At 54.1% G+C, this 20,760-nt stretch carries 9 protein-coding genes; 5 read left to right on the top strand and 4 right to left on the bottom strand.

Annotation, left to right across the window (positions count from 1 at the left end; all coding sequences use genetic code 11):
• Nucleotides 1–23 precede the first annotated feature (23 nt).
• Together SH467x_RS04790 and bcp are read right to left on the bottom strand one after the other, a co-directional pair.
• Nucleotides 24–1,007: an ABC transporter permease subunit gene (locus SH467x_RS04790; protein ID WP_482370152.1), complete on the bottom strand. Its 984-nt coding sequence runs from the start codon at nucleotides 1,005–1,007 to the stop codon at nucleotides 24–26.
• Nucleotides 1,008–1,087: 80 nt separating this feature from the next.
• A complete protein-coding gene (bcp, locus tag SH467x_RS04785; protein WP_482370151.1) occupies nucleotides 1,088–1,567 on the bottom strand; it encodes a thioredoxin-dependent thiol peroxidase in 480 nt (159 codons plus the stop codon).
• A gap of 252 nt (nucleotides 1,568–1,819) precedes the next feature.
• Here bcp and SH467x_RS04780 point away from each other — a divergent pair, with 252 nt between their 5' ends.
• Nucleotides 1,820–3,508 (top strand): arylsulfatase, encoded by a 1,689-nt coding sequence (locus tag SH467x_RS04780; RefSeq protein ID WP_482370150.1) that lies wholly within the window; start codon nucleotides 1,820–1,822, stop codon nucleotides 3,506–3,508.
• 162 nt (nucleotides 3,509–3,670) lie between these two features.
• Here SH467x_RS04780 and SH467x_RS04775 read toward each other — a convergent pair whose 3' ends face one another.
• Nucleotides 3,671–7,279 (bottom strand): mechanosensitive ion channel domain-containing protein, encoded by a 3,609-nt coding sequence (locus SH467x_RS04775; protein ID WP_482370149.1) that lies wholly within the window; start codon nucleotides 7,277–7,279, stop codon nucleotides 3,671–3,673.
• A 476-nt stretch (nucleotides 7,280–7,755) separates the two neighbouring features.
• Here SH467x_RS04775 and SH467x_RS04770 point away from each other — a divergent pair, with 476 nt between their 5' ends.
• The 4 genes from SH467x_RS04770 to corA all read left to right on the top strand — a co-directional run bounded on the left by SH467x_RS04770 (nucleotide 7,756) and on the right by corA (nucleotide 16,007).
• On the top strand, nucleotides 7,756–9,948 hold the full coding sequence (locus tag SH467x_RS04770) for a TolC family protein (protein ID WP_482370148.1): 2,193 nt from the start codon (nucleotides 7,756–7,758) through the stop codon (nucleotides 9,946–9,948).
• 561 nt (nucleotides 9,949–10,509) lie between these two features.
• Complete coding sequence (locus SH467x_RS04765; RefSeq protein WP_482370147.1) at nucleotides 10,510–12,009, top strand: hypothetical protein; 1,500 nt, start codon at nucleotides 10,510–10,512, stop codon at nucleotides 12,007–12,009.
• Nucleotides 12,010–12,167: 158 nt separating this feature from the next.
• The gene (acnA, locus tag SH467x_RS04760; RefSeq protein WP_482370146.1) at nucleotides 12,168–14,888 is read left to right on the top strand and encodes an aconitate hydratase AcnA; all 2,721 of its coding nucleotides are present in this window, start codon (nucleotides 12,168–12,170) and stop codon (nucleotides 14,886–14,888) included.
• Nucleotides 14,889–14,921: 33 nt separating this feature from the next.
• Complete coding sequence (gene corA / locus SH467x_RS04755) at nucleotides 14,922–16,007, top strand: magnesium/cobalt transporter CorA (protein WP_482370145.1); 1,086 nt, start codon at nucleotides 14,922–14,924, stop codon at nucleotides 16,005–16,007.
• A 31-nt stretch (nucleotides 16,008–16,038) separates the two neighbouring features.
• Here the strand turns inward: corA and SH467x_RS04750 are convergent, their stop codons facing one another.
• Nucleotides 16,039–20,658, bottom strand: coding sequence for a hypothetical protein (locus tag SH467x_RS04750; RefSeq protein ID WP_482370144.1), 4,620 nt, complete (start codon nucleotides 20,656–20,658; stop codon nucleotides 16,039–16,041).
• Between the last annotated feature and the right edge of the window lie 102 nt (nucleotides 20,659–20,760).

The raw sequence follows: 20,760 nt of genomic DNA, 5'->3' as shown, positions 1-20,760 counted from the left end.
TTGTCTCGATGGATGCGAGGAAGTTAGTTGGGGGCCGGAAGATCCCTTCTGGAAAAGATTCTCCAAGCGATAGCATACGCGAGAGCTCCTAAGAGCAATAGTATCGCGATGAATGCCGGAGGCTCCATGCAACTCATCCAATAGTCGAGGCCGGTTTTGGATGCGTCCCCTTCGCTCCATAAACTCCATGCGGCCGCCCGGTAACGATGGATCCGTTGCACGCTCCAATCGGGTTGATACGCCGCGAGAAAACTAAACGGAGTCAAAAAGTGGGTCGATGGAGTCGACTTCGAAAGAATAAAAAGGAGGAGCTGCGAAACGTAGATTCCGATCGTCAATCCGATCGCACGCCATCGATATTGATCGCGAGCGCTCAGAAGAACGCTGATACCGAGCACCATGAATCCCAATGCAAACAAATTCAATGTGGGAAGGATGTAAAGAAAGGGATCCACGAAATTTCGGAGAGGAACCCACTCTTGCTTCTTCGGAGAAAGTGGAATTCCTAAATCCAGATTCAAAAACGGGATCCGCATCGATCCACCCGTGCTAACCGGTGTCGAGTTGGTCATGATTCCGAGATAAATGCCGACGTAGACCAAGATGCACAATAGAACCAGCCCCAAGATCGTCACGCACGCATGGGCTGCAAACAGACGGCTTCGCTCGATAGGCTGTGCAAGGAGTAGTTCCATCGTTCCGCGATTCAATTCACCGCTCACCACGTCGGAACCCCTCGAGATCGACCAAACGAGAACGCACAGGAGCAAGACCGGTTCATCAAACGTGAACCCCACCATACCTTGGTAGGTGAGGAACTGTTCAAGTGGAACGGGCGAAAACTTTTCGAAGGCCCGAAACTGTTCGAGGATCGAGGCGAAGCCACTGAGTTCAAACTGACTGACGGTCCAAATGCGAACCCACGGAAAGAACAAGAGGACCAGCGCGCACGAAAGCCATAGCAGGAGCGACTCGTGAATATACTTCTTTACAAGGATGCGAAACATGAAAACCGCTTGAAGTGGCGAAGTGAATATCCCATCATAGCATGCAACCTCCTGCTATCTTCCTCGCCTGCTGGTTCAGGCTAGTTCGTTGCAAGTTCATCGATGGCTTGCAGCACAGCCGTGTCATGCCCATCGACGCTCACCCGTTTCCAGACCTTCGCCACCTTGCCCTCTCCGTCGATCAGATAGGTACTGCGCTGGACCCCCATGCTCTTCTTTCCATACATGTTTTTTTCTCGCCAAGCGCCGTACGCCTCGGCGATGGAATGGTCCGGGTCAGCCAGCAACGGGAAGTTCAAGCTGAACTTGTCGCGGAACTTTGCATGGGATTTCTCGTCGTCCGGACTTACTCCCAGCACGACGGCGCCTCGTTCATGCAACGCAGCGCTGGCATCGCGAAAGGCGCATGCTTCCTTGGTACATCCAGGGGTATCATCTTTGGGATAGAAATAAAGAACGACGACTTTCCCTTTGAAATCGCCTAGCTTCAGTTTCTTACCCGAATCGGTGACGGCGGTAAACGCCGGCGCTTTGTTTCCTGCCTCGATCCAATCGCTCATTGTCTCTCTCTTGCGTTATTCAGTGGAAAGGGAATGGGAGCGGCGTCGGAGACCATGGCTGGTATGGTTTTTCCCGTCGGCGATCCAGGATGGTGGGAATGGTACCAGCGACCAGAAACGATCCCCTCCTCTACTCCGCGTGGCTATACTGTAGCGTCGCGGCAATGGAGTCGGTACGCCAGTTCCTATTCGGACCTCTCGGCCGTTCTATCGTCCTAACGATGCACTAACCTCTCTGTTTTTGAGATCCCCATGAAATCAAGTCCCTTCTGTTCGACGCTCGAGAGTCCTCGATGTAGTCTTGTTTTCATCGCTATCCTGCTGTTGTTCGGTCTGGCTGGTTCGGCACAACAACTTGAAGCCAGCGAGGGGCGTCCCAACGTCCTTATTCTTTTCGCCGACGATTTGGGATATTCCGACGTGGGATGCTTTGGCGGAGAAATCGAAACCCCCAACTTGGATCGTCTGGCCCGAAACGGACTGCGGTACAACCAGTTCTACAATACCGCTCGATGTTGGCCTTCCCGCGCGGCTCTCCTGACCGGCTACTACGCACAGCAAGTTCGCCGGGATGCACTGCCGGGTTTAGGGGGTGGGGGGAACGGTATTCGGCCTCCTTGGGCTCGTTTGTTGCCAGACTATCTCAAACAGGCCAACTACCGCTCCTATCACAGCGGTAAGTGGCACGTCGATGGCAAGGTGTTGCCAAGCGGCTTCCTCCGTTCACTCAATATGGTCAATCAAGGAAACTTCTTTAGCAACAAGGGGAACACTATCGATGATTCCCCTGTTAGTACCCCATCCGGACCCGATTATTACTCCACAGACGCGACTGCAGACCACGCCATTGAATGCCTTCGCGATCACGCATCCCATCACCGCGATACTCCGTTCTTTTCCTACATCGCATTTATCTCGCCCCACTTTCCGCTTCATGCTCGCCCAGAGGATATAGCGAAATACAAGGATCGGTATTTGAAGGGTTGGGATGCACTTCGGACCGAGCGATGGGAACGGATGCGCAGCATGGGCATTACCTCGACCACGCTTTCGCCGCTCGAACGGGAAGTCGGGCCACCTTATGCATTTCCTGAGGCGATCAAGAAGCTGGGGGACTCCGAAGTCAATCGCCCGGTTCCTTGGGTGGAACTCAATGATTCCCAAAAGGTCTTTCAAGCAACGAAGATGGCGATCCATGCAGCGATGGTGGATCGGATGGATCAAGCCATCGGTCGCATCTTGAAGCAACTGGAAGAAATGGATGCGCTCGACAACACGCTGGTGCTTTTCTGTTCCGACAACGGAGCCAGCGCGGAAATGATGGTGCGGGACGGAGGTCATGATCCTGCAGCGCCGATGGGGAGCGAGAAGTCCTATTTGTCCCTCGGACCGGGATTTTCCAGCGCCGCCAACACGCCGCACCGCCGCCATAAAACTTGGGTGCACGAGGGAGGCATCAGCACCCCCTTTATCGCGCACTGGCCGCAGGGCATCCAAGCGAAAGGGGAGATTCGGGCCACCCCAGGACACTTGATCGATATTGTCCCTACCGTGCTGGAAATTGCTGGAGTGGAAAAGCCCAAGGAGTGGGAAGGGCACCCACTACCTCCCGCTCCCGGTGTCAGCCTCACTCCGTCGTTCCAACGCGATGGTTCCGTCGAGCGATCGTCGCTCTGGTGGCTGCATGAAGGGAACCGTGCCTTGCGAGTCGGTGACTGGAAAATCGTCGCTGAGAAAGACCGTCCTTGGGAGTTATACAACCTGCGCAATGATCGAGCAGAACAGGACAATCTCGCGGATGCCGATCCCAAACGAGTCGAGAAGATGGCTGCCCTGTGGCAGGATCAGACCGATGCATTTTGTGACTTGGCCAGACCCTACGCTACCGAACCACCCCGTCCTCAGCCTCGGAACAAAAACCAACCGATGCCCACGAAGTAAGTTGCGTGAGGAGTCGCTAGGGCGCGGGACAGTACACTTTTCACTATCGCCTGAGAGAAAGTGGTTCTCGGAAGCCAGCGAGCTGTTCCTGTCGGAGATTAGGCTGGGCCTCCTAATGTTCTCGCGGGGCCCAGCTGGAATGTAAGCTGAGCCAGCTGGAAGCTACGCTGGTGAAGTGGGCTGATCGACGGGCTGTCGTTTCAAGCCCGCATCGTCCACGGTGGGATGGTCGGGTCTTTTCCATTCGCTCGGGAAGTTGCGCAAGTGAACTTCCTGCTGAGGTATGGAAATTTGGATTCCAAGTTCCGCGAACCGCTTTCGAACAAGTAGATGCACCTCATGTCGGGTCGGAAGTCTCAGGTCAAGACTTGCTAGGAAGCATCGAACCCGAATCATTTGCTTGTTTTCACCGAACTCTTCTAAGAACGCGGTTGGCGCTGGTTCCTTGAGGATATTGGTATGTTCCAAGCATACCTCTCGAATCAATGCGCATGCCACCTCTGGGTCGGAGTCGTTGGAGATGTTGATCAGCATCGTCATTCGGTTTGTCGAGTCGGTCAAAGTCCAATTCAGCAATCTGCCCGTCACCAAATCTTTATTGGGGATGATGAGCTCTTGCTGATCGAAATTCGTAACCGTCGTGGCTCGCATCCGAATTCGAGACACGGTCCCTGTTGTATCTCCCAAGGTGATGACGTCGCCGACGCGGACCGGTTGTTCGAACAGCAAGATCAATCCGGAGACGAAATTGGCAAAGATCTCTTGAAGACCGAAGCCCAAACCGACCCCCAGTGCCGCCACCAACCACTGGATGCTTGCCCATCGAATCCCGATGCTATTGAATGTCATCAGGATTCCGAGAAAGAGAATCGTATAACGCGAGATGGAGGAAATAGCATATCGAACCGCGTTCTCAAGCGGCAGGTGCTGCAAAAGTGCGATCTCCATGAGACCGGGTAGATTGCGAGCCGCAACTACGGTCATGATCCCAGTTGGAATCGCAATGAGAAGATTGGTCAGCGTGATTGGAATCCGTTCCCCTGGGCTTGCTCCGTCAACGGTCCAGAGCTGCACCGTGTCGAGCACCCCGACAGCTGGAAGCACTGTGGACCATATGACAGCCACCGCGCCGAGGGATGCAAAGATCAGTGTGCTCGTTACGAGCCGAATCGTCTGCTTATTGATCGATGCCAAGTCGGCATGGGAATCGAGCAAGGGATTCGGCAAGGTTTGAGCGTTGGGGTCGCGTCGCCTGGCCTCTTCCAGCCGCTGTTTGGCTTGCGCAACCAGCAACTCTCGGCGGCGCAGCAGCAGCCAACGATAAATGAAGCTGGAGAGCAGAAGAATTCCGATCAATGTGATGAAGGTCGTGTGCAGGTGCATGGCTAGGCGCACCGAGGTGTAATGATACCCCATCAAACTCATGGCCATCAGCGCCAGGGGACCGCATGCAAAGATCGGATACCACAGGTATTTCAAACGATCGATCCATCCACCAGGATGAATCTTTAAGAAGTTCGAGAAAACACCATGTGTCGGATGCAGGCACCTTATCAGGAACAGGAAGCAAAGGAGCATCAACGCAGCGTAGATGATTCGTCCCAGAGAGTTCTCGTATTTGCTTTCCCCGAACTGTGCTAAGACCGCGACGACACAAACGCACGGAACGGCTAGATCAATAAACCAGCGGAGGTTCTTGCGCAATATAGAAGTCGAATCCTTGGACCACTGGAAATGGTTCTCGGCTAGTCCGCCGGCGCGACAGACTTGGCGAAGTAACTCCAACGGAAAGAAGTATCTCGCACCAACCATCAAACCCATGCCGATCGCTTCGGCAAAGGCGCGGTTTTCCGCGTGGTTCAATCGCCAGCCAATCACCAAATGGATGATCGCCAAGGGGCTTGCGAGCAACGCGCAGGCGAACATGGTCTTCCATGTCGGAATCAGCGAGGTGCAGTTGGGGCGGCTTGCCAAATCACCTTGCTTCTTGGTGTCTATCTTCAATCGCTTGATGTTTAGGATCAAGGCGACAATGAGCCCGCTACCCAGCACGTAGCTCCAAAGATGGTTTCGCAAATCGCTCAACAGGAGAAGTGGAATCTCTCGCCAGTTTCCAAACTGAAACAGCCATTGCAGTGATGGCCAAACCTCGCGTGCATCATTGAGCTGGAAAGCTTCGCTCGAGCGAATCCATAAAACGTGCTCGTCGATAAACGAACGGTACTTTTTCACTTGCTCAATCGTCTGCTGGGTGTTGACTCCCAAATTGAACAGGCTTTCAAAGTAGCTGTTGGCGTCGATTCGGAATTCATCGACGACGCGATGCTCAAAGTTATGGAGCAGACGAGCCTTTTCACGCAAATCGGCAGAGGGAAAGAACTGCGCGGATTCGTCGGTGAAACTCTCGGGCTCGATCACCGCAGCCGATGCCGCCTTCCAGTCATCCAGCTCGAGAATCAATGTCTGCGTGGCGACGAGTTTGTCTTGGTAATCGTGCAGCTTGTCGGTCAGCTCGTTGATATCAGGAAGCTCGCTCCGCTGTTTTCGAAGCATCAACCCAACCATGCTGTTGAAGTTCGTAACGTTTTTCGTACTCTCGTGGGAAATGCGTTCCGTCATGATCCGGTAACGCTCTGTCCACAGTTTGAGCTCCGCGCGCGCGGCGTCGGACTCCAGCCGCATCAAGGCATTTTGTTTGGCGAGCCCCAGCCAAGCGTCGGTTCGCAGAACGATCTGCTCGGCGCGCGGTCGCAGTTCGCCCGGCGACTGGACCACGATACTCTCTGCAAGCTTTTTCTGTTTGGCAATGAGGCTCTCTCGACGTTTGTTCAGTTCCTCTGTGACTTCTTTGATTTTGGTTTGGTAGTATTTTTCTTCCGTGGCGAAGTTGGCCTTTTGCAACGACAGCAACTCGGTTTCTGCATCGTAGGTCCTTTGCTCTTGCTCGATGCGACGTGTCCGTTCGTTGAGGCTCATCAGCCGAGCACGGAGCAACAGCAAATTTGCTTCTCGCAATCGCGGATCGGTCCCATCCACGGGAGGCGCGTTGAGTTCATCGTTGAGCTTGGTAATCGCCGCCTTGGCTTCGGATAAGAGACGAGGCAGCTCCTTCTTTTGGGCGTCGCGACTGACGATGGTCGCGTCGACTTTCGCTCGACCGTCGACCGCGGTTTGGAGGAGCGACTGCAGTTCCAATTGATAGCTTTGCAGTCGTTCGATGGGTGCGGAATCGAGGCTGCTTTCTAAATAGACAAAGCGCGGAGAGAAACTTTCCTTTCGCCTCTTTGCTTCCGCGGTCGCAGTCGGAGCTGCTTCGTAAGCTGCCAGCAGTTCGCGGTAGTATTTTTCATTTTCGCTGCGGCTCTTGAGCTCGGCGAGCAACGCTTCATAGGCCGTAACAAGGGCCTGTTTCAGATTTGAGTCCAAGTCGGTGGCGCTTTGCAATTGTTGCAAATAGGCGGAAACGCTTTCGATGCTAATGGACGCGATATCGCCGACGGGCGCGACCGGAGCGGGTGAAGTGACGCTCGGTGGATTGGTTTGGGGAGCCCCCGAATTGGCTGCAGAAGAGTTTCCTGAAATAATCGGCGCTGGGGGCTGATTCGTCGCACTTCCTGCATTCGTCGCGGATCCCCGATTCGGAGCGGCGTTGTTCGGGTTGGTCGCGGGGGTGGACCCTGCAGTCCCTCCGGAGGGAATCAGCTGCAATTGGGCCATTGCATCCCGGGCAAAAACCAGAGATAGAGGTACGGCAACTAGAAACAGAAACATCCAGCTTCGGCAGGCCCTATAGGGTCGTACGCTTCCCTCCGAGGGGATTCGTACGAGACTTCCTCTTTTATGCGAGTCATGCCAGTTGGATGGGATTGATTTTGGTTGGGTTGCCATGCGTCCGTACCTAGAAGATTTCTCCGCATAGATCAAGCCAGATCGATTTAGTCGGCCAGCTCGGACCCCCGAAGGATAGCTAGCTTAGCCCTTCGGGGACTTTTACGAAAAATCGGAAAAGTCATCGCGACCGTTAAAGTTTACCAGAGGTGGTGCCGATAACCCATCTATGCGGCGTTGTGAGTCACTCGAAATGGGGTGATTCGCGACCTGCACGTTAGGGGGGCACCTAACCAAAGTATCGAATTGCGTGCATTCTCGAGTGGAACCGTGGTGGTGACGCGAGCTGGGGATGCGGAACGAGTGGAGACATTCGGTCAAAGGCAATTCGAGCTTCGAACGACGGGACCTCCTGGCTTATGAAACGCAATCTAACGCGATGGTTTGTCGGCATGCAGATCGTTAGCTTAATGCTGACGGGATGTGCACCTACGCAACCATTCTTCATCGGCGAACGCGGCGACTTGTCCCATTACATTGACCGCGCCCAGCAGATCGAATACCCCGATCTTCAAAATCAGTCGCTTCCCGAGGTCACCCAGTCGCATCCGCCGCTGAGCCTCGACAATCAGAACTTCGACTACAAAGATCTGACACTGGAAGAGTGCATCTCCATCGCGTTGATGAATACCCAAGTCATCCGCGCCTTGCCTGGAACACAGCGTCAGAACGCGGACATTGCCGCCATTATTCTGTCGAGTCCATCCGCGCAGCTGAGTACCGTTTACGACCCAGCCATTGTCGCTAACACGACCAATTCACAGCCACTCGTCATCGATGGCAGCGGAAACCGAGTCTTGGCTCGCGGTGCCGCTCGGGCCAATCAAGTCGGGGGCGTAGAGGATGCGTTGAGCGAATTCGACGCGCAATACAGCTCGTTCATTTCCTGGGGCACCACCGACCGAGCGAGAAACGTCGGTGCAGGCAATGTGTTCAATCCGCAGTTCTTCCAAGGACGCGACGGCACCGCCCAAATGGCACTGTCCAAGCGTACGGCGACCGGGGGTATCGCGACGGTCCGATCGCAATCCATCTATTCCTACAACAACATCCCGACCCAATCACAAGGCTTGGGAAACTTTGGCCGAGCTGTCCCCAGTGACTACACACAAGTTCTGGAAGCGCAAGTTCAGCATCCTTTGATGCGAGGTCGCGGGACGATGGTCAATCGCGTTCCTGTTGTGCTTGCTCGTATCAACGAAGATATCGCGATTGCTGATTACGAAGAACGGATCCGAAACTTGGTTCGCGAAGTCGAGTTCGCTTACTGGGATCTGTATGCAGCGTATTGGAACTTTGCGACAGCCAAGAGCGCACGCGATAGCGCGGCCCTTGCCTACAAGATCGCCGCTGCGAAGTACAACACTGGGAACGCCGCAAGCCAGATGGCTCAAGCCAGTTTGACCTATCACGAGTTTGAGGCTCAAGTCGCTGCGGCTTTCAGCGGAGGCGGCGTGACCAATCAACCTGGCTTGCTCGGCCGCGAGTTGAATCTCCGATTGCTCATGGGCTGGGCGGCAACCGATGGTTATCTCATCCGCCCGATCGACAAACCCGCCACGGGATTGGCTCAATTCGATTGGGACTCCATTCAAGGAGAAATGCTGCAACGCAACGTTGACCTGCGTAAGCAAAAGTGGGTCATCAAGCAAAAGGAATTGGAGCTCATTTCCTCGAAGAATCAGATCCTTCCCGATTTGAATTTGAACCTCATCTACCGATGGGTCGGCGTGGGTGGTTCGTTGCTCAATAGCAATGGCGGCAACGCTCGATTCCCGGGTGGTGGTGGAAACGCAAGTGCTTGGGAAGAGCTTCTTGGTGGCAACTACCAAGAGGGAGTGGTTCGCATGGACTTCACCCCCAATGCCATCGGTGCACGCCGCCAGTTGGCTGACATCACCAAGGTGCAACAGGACTTAGCTCGCGCTCACCGAATTCTCGAGGACAAGGAACTATCGTCATCGCACTTGCTGACGAAGTACATCCAGCAGCTCAAGAGCGTTCACGAGCAAATGACACAGCAGTTTCACAGCATCGTCGCCAGCGACAATCTGGTCGACGTCTGGAGAGCCAAATTCGAAATCGGAGATTCGAGCAATCAGGAGTACGTTATTGACCAATTGTTGCGAGCCCAGCAAAGCCGAGCTCGAGCGGGACAGGCCTACAACACTTCGGTCGCGGAATACAACAAAATCCTTGTCGAGATCCATCACCTCAAAGGCTCGTTGCTTGAGTACAACAGCATTATGCTTGAAGAAGGCATGTGGGCGGAGAAAGCCTACTGGGATGCCAGCGAGCGAGCTCGCGAACGAGACGCAGCACGCCATATGAGTCGAGGAGCAAGCCGCCCAGCTGTTATCAGCCAAGGGGAGTTCGAACAGTTCCGAGGGACCGCGAACGATCAAGCTCGCGAACCGATGGGCCAGGCACCTGCGACCGACACCCCTGCATCCGAGTTGGACGAGCCGGAAACCATCCCGGCCGTTCCGGAACGGCAAGCGGTACCGTCTGACAGGAAAGCCCAGCAAGGCAACTCGCTACTTCGGTCCTAGTGCCCGGTTCTTTGGACCCATACGGGGGCCTTCACCCACCCGATCACCGCACCAATCCGCCAGCCGCACTTCCATCCATCGCAGGGCGCTGGCTCCCGGTTATCGAAACCAAAATCTTTCCGATCGCACCAACGAGAACTTCCGACACACCAGCACACAAACGATTTTCAAGCGAACAGCGTCAGCTGTGAACGAGTTAGGGGGCAAGCCCACTGGGGATGAGTCGTGTCAAAGCGGCCCATCCCCAGTGGCGTTTCGGCTCAGAACGACAAAACAAAATCCGGTTGTTTGGGCAATCTGAAACGACCTTGACGATTAAAAAATTTAAGTAGATTTTGCCGCCGGATGTTTCCCTCTCTGCATGACTGAGCTACACTCGGTGGCTGAACGAGCGAGAAAAGGCAAACGATTTGTCTTGTGGATTAGGTGTCTCTAACACCAGTCGACGATCGTTCAGCGAGAGTAAGCATCGTAGAAGTCCTCTCTCCTGCGTCTCACCTGCAGGGGAGCTTGTTAATCGTTCAATGGCCGAGTGGCCGCTTTTTCATCTAGGAGATTGCAATGAAATTTCGCCCAGTGTTTGCACTTGGGCTGGCCGCAATGTTGGGGGCCAGTAATGTTTTCGCAGATTGCGGTTGCAGCAGCACCGCTGCCGTCGTAGCGAGCAGCAGCGCTTGCGGTGGCTGTGCAGGTAGCGTCGTAGCTTCGGCGGGCGCATCGGCTTGCGGTTCCCAAGTCACCTATGTTGAGAAGACCGTCATGGTCCCAACCCAGGTGAAGGAAAAGCGAATGGTCACCAAGACCGTTAACAAAATCGAAACGCGAGAAGAAGAAGTGACCGTCGTCAAGATGGTTCCTCGCACCGAAGTCAAGGAAGAGAAGTACACCGTCGTCAAGATGGTTCCGAAAACGGAAACCAAGACGGAAGAAGTCACCGTCCACGTTTGCAAGCCTGAGACCAAGACCAAGGAAGTCATCGTCCGAACCCCTGTCACCAAGCAAGTGGAATACACCTACGAGGTGAAAGTTCCTAAGCAAGTGATCGAGTCGGTTCCTTACACCGTTTGCAAGACCGTGTGCGAAGACGTTCAAAAGACCGTCACCGTCAATGTATGCAAGCCAGTGACCAAGGAAGTGGAGTGCACCGTTTTGGTACCGCACTACACCGAAGAGATTGTCAAGAAGACGTTCAAGGTTCCACATACGGAAACGAAGACCGGCGTCCGCAAAGTCTGCAAGATGGTTCCTGTAACCACCGTCAAGCAAGTGACTAAGGACTGCGGTTCCTACCAAACCGTGATGGAAGAAGTTCCTTGCGCACCAGCTTGTGCTCCCGCTCCAGCTTGCGGATGTGCACCTGTCGCTTCCCCATGCGGATGCGCAGCACCTGCTGCACCAGCAACCCGCACCGTATGCAAGAAGGTTTGGGTGCCAAACGTTGTAACGCAAGACGTTACCGTTACCACCATGCAACCGACCTACACCGAAGAAGCTTACACTTACAACGTTACCGTCTGCCACGACGAAGTTCGCGAAGTGAAGGTTAAGAAGTGCAAGATGGTTCCGGAAGTTCGTAAGAAGACCGTGACCCACATGGTCATGGTTCCCGAAACCCGCACCATCACCGTCAAGCAGCCACGTCAGGTTCAAGAGACCGTGACTCGCCAAGTTTGCAAGACCGTTTGCGAAACCGAAGTTCGCAAGGGAACCAAGAACGTATGCGAGTTTGTTGAAGAGAAGAAGACCGTCGAGTACACCGTCAACACCTTGGTCCCAGAGACTCGCACCCGCACGTTCAACGTGACCACTTGCGAAAAAGTGACGGAAGAAAAGACTCGAACCTACAACGTCACCGTTTGCGATCGCGTTGAAGAAAAGCAAAAGCGAACGGTCAACGTTTGTGTCCCATCGACGGTTGAAGAAGAAGTGGAAGTGACCGTTTGCAAAATGGTTCCGACCACCGTTTCTGTTCCAGTCGCCGCGTCCACTGGCTGTGCAGCTCCCGCTGCCGGTTGTGGCTGTGCAGCTCCTGCTGCAAAGCCAGCTTGCGGATGCAACTAGTTCTCTAACCTGGGCACCGCCCTGGTGAAGAGCAAAATTTCAAAACGGCCCGTTGTCGATTCAACAACGGGCCGTTTTTCTTTTAACGTTGTCGGTTACAATGCACCCGAGTTCTGTTTCTAACGATTGATCCCACCCCTTGTTTTCTTCAGGATGCCATGTCCTCTGCAAAGCGATTGACCGACCCATTTGGAGCCCGTAGCACCTTCCGAGCCCCGCAGGGCGAAATGGGTATCTATCGACTCAGTCAGCTTGAGAAAGCCGGGATCGCGAATATCTCGCAACTTCCATTTTCCATCCGGATTTTGCTGGAAACCGTTCTGCGCAACTGCGATGGTTATCAAGTCTCCGAGGAGGACGTAACCAACCTGGCTAAATGGAATGCTGCCAAGCCAGCCGAATTGGAGATTCCCTTTAAGCCCGCACGCGTCGTCCTCCAGGATTTCACGGGCGTCCCTGCTGTCGTGGATTTGGCCGCGATGCGCGATGGGATGAGCGCCCTGGGAGGGGACCCCAAAAAAATCAACCCATTGATTCCTGTCGACCTGGTCATCGATCACTCGGTGCAAGTGGATTTCTTCGGGACTGCGGATTCCTTGTCCAAAAACGTCGAAGTCGAATTCGAGCGCAACAAGGAGCGCTATGAGTTTCTTCGCTGGGGACAACAAGCATTCGACAACTTCCGTGTCGTTCCACCCAACACGGGAATTGTTCACCAAGTTAATTTGGAATACCTTGCCAAAGCTGTCTTCCAGGGCAAGGATCATGTCGGCCCTGTCGCGTTCCCCGATAGTCTGGTCGGAACCGACTCACACACCACTATGATCAATGGCTTGGGGGTGCTCGGTTGGGGGGTTGGCGGAATCGAAGCTGAGGCCACGATGCTCGGGCAGCCGTTGTATATGCTGATGCCCGAAGTGGTAGGTATGAAGCTTGTTGGGAAACTGTCACCCGGATCCACCGCAACGGACTTGGTGCTGCGAGTCACTGAGATCCTTCGGAAAGAAGGGGTTGTGAACAAGTTCGTCGAGTTCTTTGGCGATGGTGTCTCGAAGATGACCTTGGCCGATCGCGCGACCATCGCCAATATGGCTCCCGAGTACGGCGCGACCATGGGATTCTTCCCCGTCGATAACGAGACCTTGACCTACCTGCATCGAACGGGACGGACCAAGGATGAAATTGAATTGGTGGAGCGCTATTGCAAAGAACAAGGGCTGTTCCGTATCGATGGAATGGCCGACCTTCAATACACCAAAGTGTTGACCCTCGATCTATCCACCGTCGAGCCTTCTGTAGCAGGTCCCAAGCGACCGCAAGATCGCGTCCCCCTCAAGGCGGTACAAAGTTCGTTCAATAAAGGGCTCACCGCGCCGATTGCCGAACGGGGGTTTGGTCTGGCTCCTGAGCAACTCTCCGCTAGCAGCACGATCGAGGGAGCGACCCATGACGCAGATCTCAAACACGGATCGGTCGTCATCGCTGCGATCACCTCCTGCACCAATACCAGCAACCCTTCTGTCATGCTCGGTGCTGGACTGCTCGCGAAGAAAGCCGTCGCGCGAGGTCTTCGCGTGAAAGGCTTTGTAAAGACCAGTTTGGCCCCCGGATCGCGTGTCGTGACAGACTACTTGAACAACGCTGGAGTGCTCAAGCCTCTAGAGCAGCTTGGATTCTACGTCGTCGGTTACGGCTGTACCACTTGCATTGGCAACAGCGGCCCACTCCCCGAGCCTGTCGCCAACGCAATCATTTCCGGTAACTTAGTCGCTGCTGCCGTCCTCAGTGGAAACCGGAATTTCGAGGGGCGTGTGAATCCCCACACGCGCGCGAATTACTTGGCAAGCCCCGCATTGGTTGTCGCGTATGCGATTGCCGGAACCGTCGACATCGATTTGGACAAGGATCCGATCGGCACCGACACCGATGGTAACCCGGTCTACTTCCGCGAGATTTGGCCAACCCACGAAGAGGTGGATGCCGCGGTCAATCAGTCCGTACAACCAGAGATGTTTATCCACCAGTATTCTAGCGCATTCACCGCCAACGAGACCTGGAATGCGATTCCCATCACCCCTGGTGAGCGGTTCGATTGGAACGCCAAGAGCACCTACATCCAGCGGCCTCCGTTTTTGGAGGGGATTACGCAAAGTGAAGGCTCCATCCAACCGATTTTGGGAGCACGCGTTCTAGCAGTCCTCGGCGACTCGGTCACCACGGATCACATATCGCCCGCTGGTTCAATTGCGAAGGACGGACCTGCAGGTCGATTCCTGGTCGAAAACGGCGTTTCCCCACGAGACTTCAACAGCTACGGTGCACGCCGTGGTAACGATCGCGTGATGGTTCGCGGGACGTTCGCTAATATCCGAATCCGCAATGGATTGACTCCAGGTATTGAAGGTGGCGTCACCCGCTACCTGCCGACTGGAGAGCAGATGAGCATCTATGACGCGTCGATGAAGTATCAGGCCACCAAGACGCCATTGGTGATTTTGGCTGGGGCCGAATACGGAACCGGATCGTCCCGAGATTGGGCGGCAAAGGGAACGTTGCTACTCGGTATCAAGGCAGTCATTGCGACCAGCTACGAACGTATCCACCGAAGCAATTTGGTCGGTATGGGGGTCTTGCCACTGCAGTTTGTCGAAGGTCAATCCGCCCAATCTCTGGGCTTGACCGGCGAGGAAACCTTTGACATTCCCTCGCTCCATGATGGACTACAACCCAGAAGTCGCGTGCAAGTCATCGCAACGAGCGCGGACGGGAGCAAGAAGTCCTTCGACGCGCTCGTCCGAATCGATACCCCGGTGGAAATTGATTACTATCGAAACGGTGGTATCCTCCCAACGGTCCTTCGAAAATTGGCACAGTCCTAATCGAGCAAAGAATCGGCAACGCAAGGAAACGGCATGGGTAAGAACCGGCGGCGAAGAAGCCAAACGCTTGCCAAGCGTCGAACCCAGCCGGGGGCACCCCCGGGTACGTTGGTTGTCGATCCAGCAGCGGACTCGACCCATGTTCGCGTGATCGGGTTCGGGAACGGTGGCTTTTACGAGTCGGTGCTGACCGATCTGAGCAGGCTGGACTCGATTCAGAAACAACATCCTACCGTTTGGGTGGATGTGACTGGGCTCGGATCTGAGGCGACATTGAGAACCCTCGCCAACCAGTTGGGATTGCACCCATTGGCGATGGAAGACGTGGTGAATGTGCACCAGCGCGCCAAGGTCGACGAGTTTTCCGATAGCTTGTTCGTGGTCGCTCGCATGATCGATGGAGAGGATGCGTTCCAAAGTGAACAGCTCTCCTTCTTTATTCGCCCAGGCCTGCTGTTATCGTTCCAGGAGCGAACCGGAGATTGTTGGGAGCCGATTCGGCAGCGTCTTAAATTCCATCGGGGCAAAGTATCCGAAGCGGGGGCCGACTATCTCCTGTACGCATTGCTCGATGCCGTCATCGACAGCTATTTTCCCGTGATGGAAAAGATCGCCGAACAAGCCGATGGGGTGGAAGAGGCGATTACCCTGGAGCGAAACAGCGCCCACTTGATGCAAGTCCACGAGTTGCGTGGTCAACTCCTTGCGCTGCGAAGATCAATACGCCCCCATCGAGAAATGCTCAATGAGTTGGTTCGCGACTCGACCTCCTTCATTTCCCATGAAGCCCGAGTCCATTTGCGAGATTGCTACGATCACGTCATCCAACTCATCGATTCGGTCGACACCTACCGAGAACTCACTTCCGATCTTAGGGATTATTATCTTTCGACAGTGAGCAATAGCATGAATGAGGTGATGAAGGTGCTGACGATTATCTCGACCATCTTCATTCCCCTTTCCTTCGTTGCGGGCGTTTACGGAATGAACTTCAAAGACCATTCCCCCTGGAATATGCCAGAGCTCAACTGGTACTTCGGTTACCCGTTCGCGCTAGGGCTTATGGCTGCGATCGCATCGGGACTTCTCGTTTACTTCCGCATGCGCCGATGGTTTTGACCCTTCGAACTCCAGACGAAGAATTGTAGGTCTATCGTCGTTCACGGATCGGGACTTGATCGTTCGAGTCGTTCAATCCCATCGCTTCCAACATGAGGGGTAGTTTTTCGATCACCGACAACGTCGATACGTGAGGAAGCACCCCACGACGCGTTGCGTGCAACCATAGCTCTTTGGCTTCCGACTTTCGTTCGCTCCAAAACAGACCGTTGAGACCGCGGAGCAAATGGAGGGAGAGCGTCTCGTCATCCATCTCCTTCATTCCTTGTAGCATGCGGTCGAGATTGCAGTTCAAAACCCTTGCCATGGGCAGCTCGCTCGACTGATAATTCATTGCGTCCAAGATCAATTCTGCATACATCCGATCTCCTTCCTTCCCTCCGAGATTATCAGAAACCTGTTCGATGTATTTCTCGGAATCTCCTTGCTCGCCAAACCAGCGAGGAAGCAGAGAGAGGATTGCGATGCGGTGTGGATCGGGGCTTTCGTAGGAATCCGACCTAGTGAACGCTTGCTGCAGGGAATCGGAGGATGTGGGAGGAAGCCCCAATGCCATGCAGGCATCGAACGCCAAGAAATACGAAACCGAGCCTGTCTCGAGGGGCAAGAGTTCTCGTAGCTTTTGCACCAAAGTCCGCATCGACTGCTGGTAGATCGCGGCACCATCCTCGGTGACCGTATCGATTGTGCCAGTCCCTCTTGCCATCCAAGCCAGATCCCGAAGCCGCTGGCATTCCAACATTCGAGGAAGGCTCGATTCTGGCATGATCTTCATCCAACGCCCTACATACTGGTTGAACCTTTTGCTCGAATCGCCTGGAATCTCCTGCTTGTATCGAAGAGAGCTGAAATAAACAGACTTCAAAAAGCGATCCGCCAATTGGGTTGGATAAGAGCCTTGTTTGCGTATTGCATCCGTCTGCAGATAGCTCCAAATCGAATCCAGTTCCGCGAACTTTTGATCTTCCACTAATTCCAGCGCGAGGTCATCGAATTCGCCGTAATCAAGGTGCCGAGTTTCAGGCACCGTCCTCACGGAGAATTGGTTACCTTCCGTATGCAGGATGCGTCGACCATTTCCTGAAACGGATTTGATTTCACCGGATGTGCAAACACGTTGCGGTAGGAATGGGTGTGTCGACACAAACGTCATGGGCGTCGACATCATGGGATTGGATTCGCTCACAGCTTGGTTGGTAGGTGTGCCGAAGACGATAAAGTCACCGAGCGGTCCCCCCTCGTTTCGGGTAATCGCAATATGCCTCGGGAAAAATGGAAGGGGTATGTTGACCGCAAAAACGTCGACATCCGGCGGCCGTCTCGCAGGGATGGCGCGCAGTGCTCTCGCGTCGGGCTCGGCGTAAATCACCATATCGTCCATCAAGATTCCGGGCGTCTCGCTGGCAGCAATCTGAGTCGAGGAACTAAGGGTGAGCTGAAGCGTCTTCGCATCGCACTGATAGACATTGACGTCGTTCAAAATTTTAATAGCCACGGCATCACCGTTTTTGCTGGGCCAGCAGCCGAAACGATGTCGCTCCCCCATCGGTATAGGAGGATTCTGAATCTTTAGCGATTCCATCCGATTGGTATCCAGATCTACCACATAGAGTTCCCCGCTTTCACAGAAAAGGAACATTCGATTACCGTCCGAAGACTGTCCAGAGACCACCATTGGGCCGATCTGATCCGATAGGAGAGTCGAATCGGATACCTCCCAGCGATCTTGGTCGGGGGAAATAAGTACGCGAAAGCGCACGAGTTTGCCACCATCTACGACGAGGAGATGGGAACAGTCTCGATTCCAAAAAACGCGTCCTGTACTCGAGCATTCCAAGGAAATTGGCAAAGTGACTGGCTTTCCTTCCCCTTCCAAACGGGTCAAGAACCAGCTATCGGTTGACGACGACCGGTTCTCCTTCTTGAGGAGATGGGATCCATCATGAGAAAAGATCGTTACCTCAGGTTGTGCCGACCAATCGAGTTTGGATATCCGCCAATTCTTGTCGCTGCGTCGGACAATGGAATCCACCTTTTGCTTCCACTCTGCAGGGATCGACCGAAGAGGTAGCCGCGTTTCGGATGGTTGCACGTCTGAAGTCAATACAGCTTCCAAATCCGCAGCAGCATTGGGGGGCACGCTCTTCTTGGCGATTTGGTTTCGGAGATCGGATACATCTTCAGCCACCACGCTGGGTGTAGGGATGTAGTAAATATCTTCCTCGCTGACGCGGTTTCGAATGCTATCCGAATGAATCTCGGGGTTAACGATAATGGTGGGGAAATCCGAGCTGTACAGTCGAACCATGCGATCGGTGATCGATGCTGGATCTATCTTGTTTTTCGAGTAGGATCCGACATCCTTTTGACGCAATGCGTCGAGCCGAATGAATTCCTTGACATAGTTCTCCTGCAATCTTCGAATGGAAACGCGGAAGCATCGATCGTCTGAGATACGTTTCAATATTGCGTCGTCACCATCCAAGCATTCGAAATGGGCATCGAAGTAATGGCCTGATCGGAACGTTACTTGGATCGGCCAATGATCGGCGATTCTCGTGTCGATGTCCCGATACATCGACAGTCGATCCTGAGGCGTGATGGGCTTCGCTTCGGTGACGGCCTCGCCGGATTTCGATTTCAGACGTTTGAGAAGCTCCAACTGAAGCAATAGCTCTCCTCGCTCCGTTATGTTTAGGTGTTGAGGTAGCGATGTGCTCCGGTTGTTGATGTCCGTGTATCGAAGCCTGCCGGTACTCTCGAGTACCGCATTTTTTCCAATGACAACAACCCCGTTGAAAACGCCATAAAGCACATAGTCATATCCAAGGGTGGATGGTGTCTTTCGATACTTTTCTTCCTCCTGCAATCTCGCTTCGGTGCGACCGATTGCAATTTCCAACGAATCACCTTGCGGCTTGGCGACCATGGCTTCGTCGACCAATATCCACTTATCATCCTTCTGGATGAGGTAGCCGTATGCGAAACGACGAATGCCTTGCACGGGAAACGAATAGCTAAAACTCCGCTTGTCACGAGGTTTCTCAAAAAGAACCATTTGGATTTCACTGGTCACAGTGCCCGCTCTCTGCGATGTCGCTGAGGCTCCCCCAACCAGAAAGGCCCAATCTTCGGGATGGGTATGGTATCGGTGTACCGCGACCTTTTCGATGTTTCCTCGGCCGTCACTGGCTTCGACCTCGATCGATTCAAGGGGCGTTTTGGATGCGGATGGTACATCGATGGGCTTGGTATAAGGTGTCGCCCCTCCTGCGAAGATATTCCTGATCAATCGGCGGTAAGGATTGGGTTTGGGATAATTGGGATCCGGATGGGTCTCCAAGAATTTACGAATTCGTTTGGTAACGAGCTCCCCTAGCTCATGGAACTCGGGGTCGATGACATCTTTAGGAACGCTGAAAACCTCCATGCTTTCGTTGTTGCGAAAATGCCAAAGGTTTTGCTGCGTATGCAGAAGAACCCCTTCGAACTGATTGCGAGCAAGAGTAAGCCCGCGCATCCGCCATTGATTGCAGAGCTGCATCTGTTTGGCTGGCATATTTCCGATCCAGCGGGCTTCCTCGCTAGTGATTCGATCGTCCGTCCAATGCTCCAGAGCTTGCCGGATCGACCACTTCTTCTCAACCGTCTCCTTGACCATCATCGCCGTAAGTGTCAACGCTTGAGGGGTCATCGACGCCAGAACGGGTTGTCTTTGAGTCGGGCCAATCTGCGTGTGTAGCTTGGGCTCGAGCCATTTAGTGAGTTCCCAATCCACTCGATTTCCTTTCAGAATCGGCATGGACATCAGTAATCGCCCCGGCTGACTAACTCCGTATACCCACTTAGGAAACGGGGAATCAAGCCATCGATCATTGCGAGGGGAGTTTTTAGCGATGGATTCCGCGCTGTTTCGGGAAGCGGAGACCAGAAGACCGTGCGGGACGATGAATTCAACCTCCTCGACCGCGACATTGTTCTGAATCAAGCCTTGCATCGCGTACCCAAGAGGTGTGATGCCGAGCAGCCGAGACGCGAAGGGATAGGGCTCTCCGACGCATTTCCATGCTGGCATGCTATCGCGGCGTTTCCAGCTTTCTTGAAGCGCGCGGAGCTGGTTTGGTTGAAATTCGGATTCTGGGGCTTCAAAGATCCCCTTCATGTACCAGAACCTTATGTGTCCATCCTCGGAGTTTAAGAATCCGAGTAAGGCTGGATGCAGCTGCGGCCCCAGATCGAGAGCTACGGGAACCAAATCACGCAATCGTTGCACGAGTTCGCGCCTCTTCTGGATTTGTCCCTCCGCGCGCGCTCGCGATTGCTCTGCAAACCGATCGATCGGAACGCGATCGATCACGCGTTTCCCATCAACGAAGGTAATCACATCCCCGTCCAGTTCGGCATACAAAGCAATAGAACCCCTCAATTCCGTTCCGTCGCTTAGGGTCCATTGCTCGTGCGGTCCGGTCTCTACTTTGGCTGGCAGCTGATAGAGTTGATTGGCGTCGTCGGCCCAGTACAACAGCCGAGACTTTCCGATCAATGGGGGGGAGGGTGGCTGTGCCAAACCATTGGGTACGAAACCGGTTAGACAGATCCCAATCGTCAGCAGATAGAAATACAAGCCGGAGCGGTTAGCTATTGGGGGCATGGTGTCTCGCAGTGGGGTGAGAGTCAGAAATCGTCTCACTTTACTACCATTCGCCCAACCAACCGCCACGATCGCGAGGCGGAGTCCTGGCTGGAGCGTGCA

The organism is Brakhagea slesvicensis, assembly GCF_052161625.1.
Lineage (GTDB): Bacteria > Planctomycetota > Planctomycetia > Pirellulales > Pirellulaceae > JBKCUI01.
Note: the sequence above shows the minus strand (reverse complement) of the source record. Positions and strands in the feature narration are given on the sequence as shown.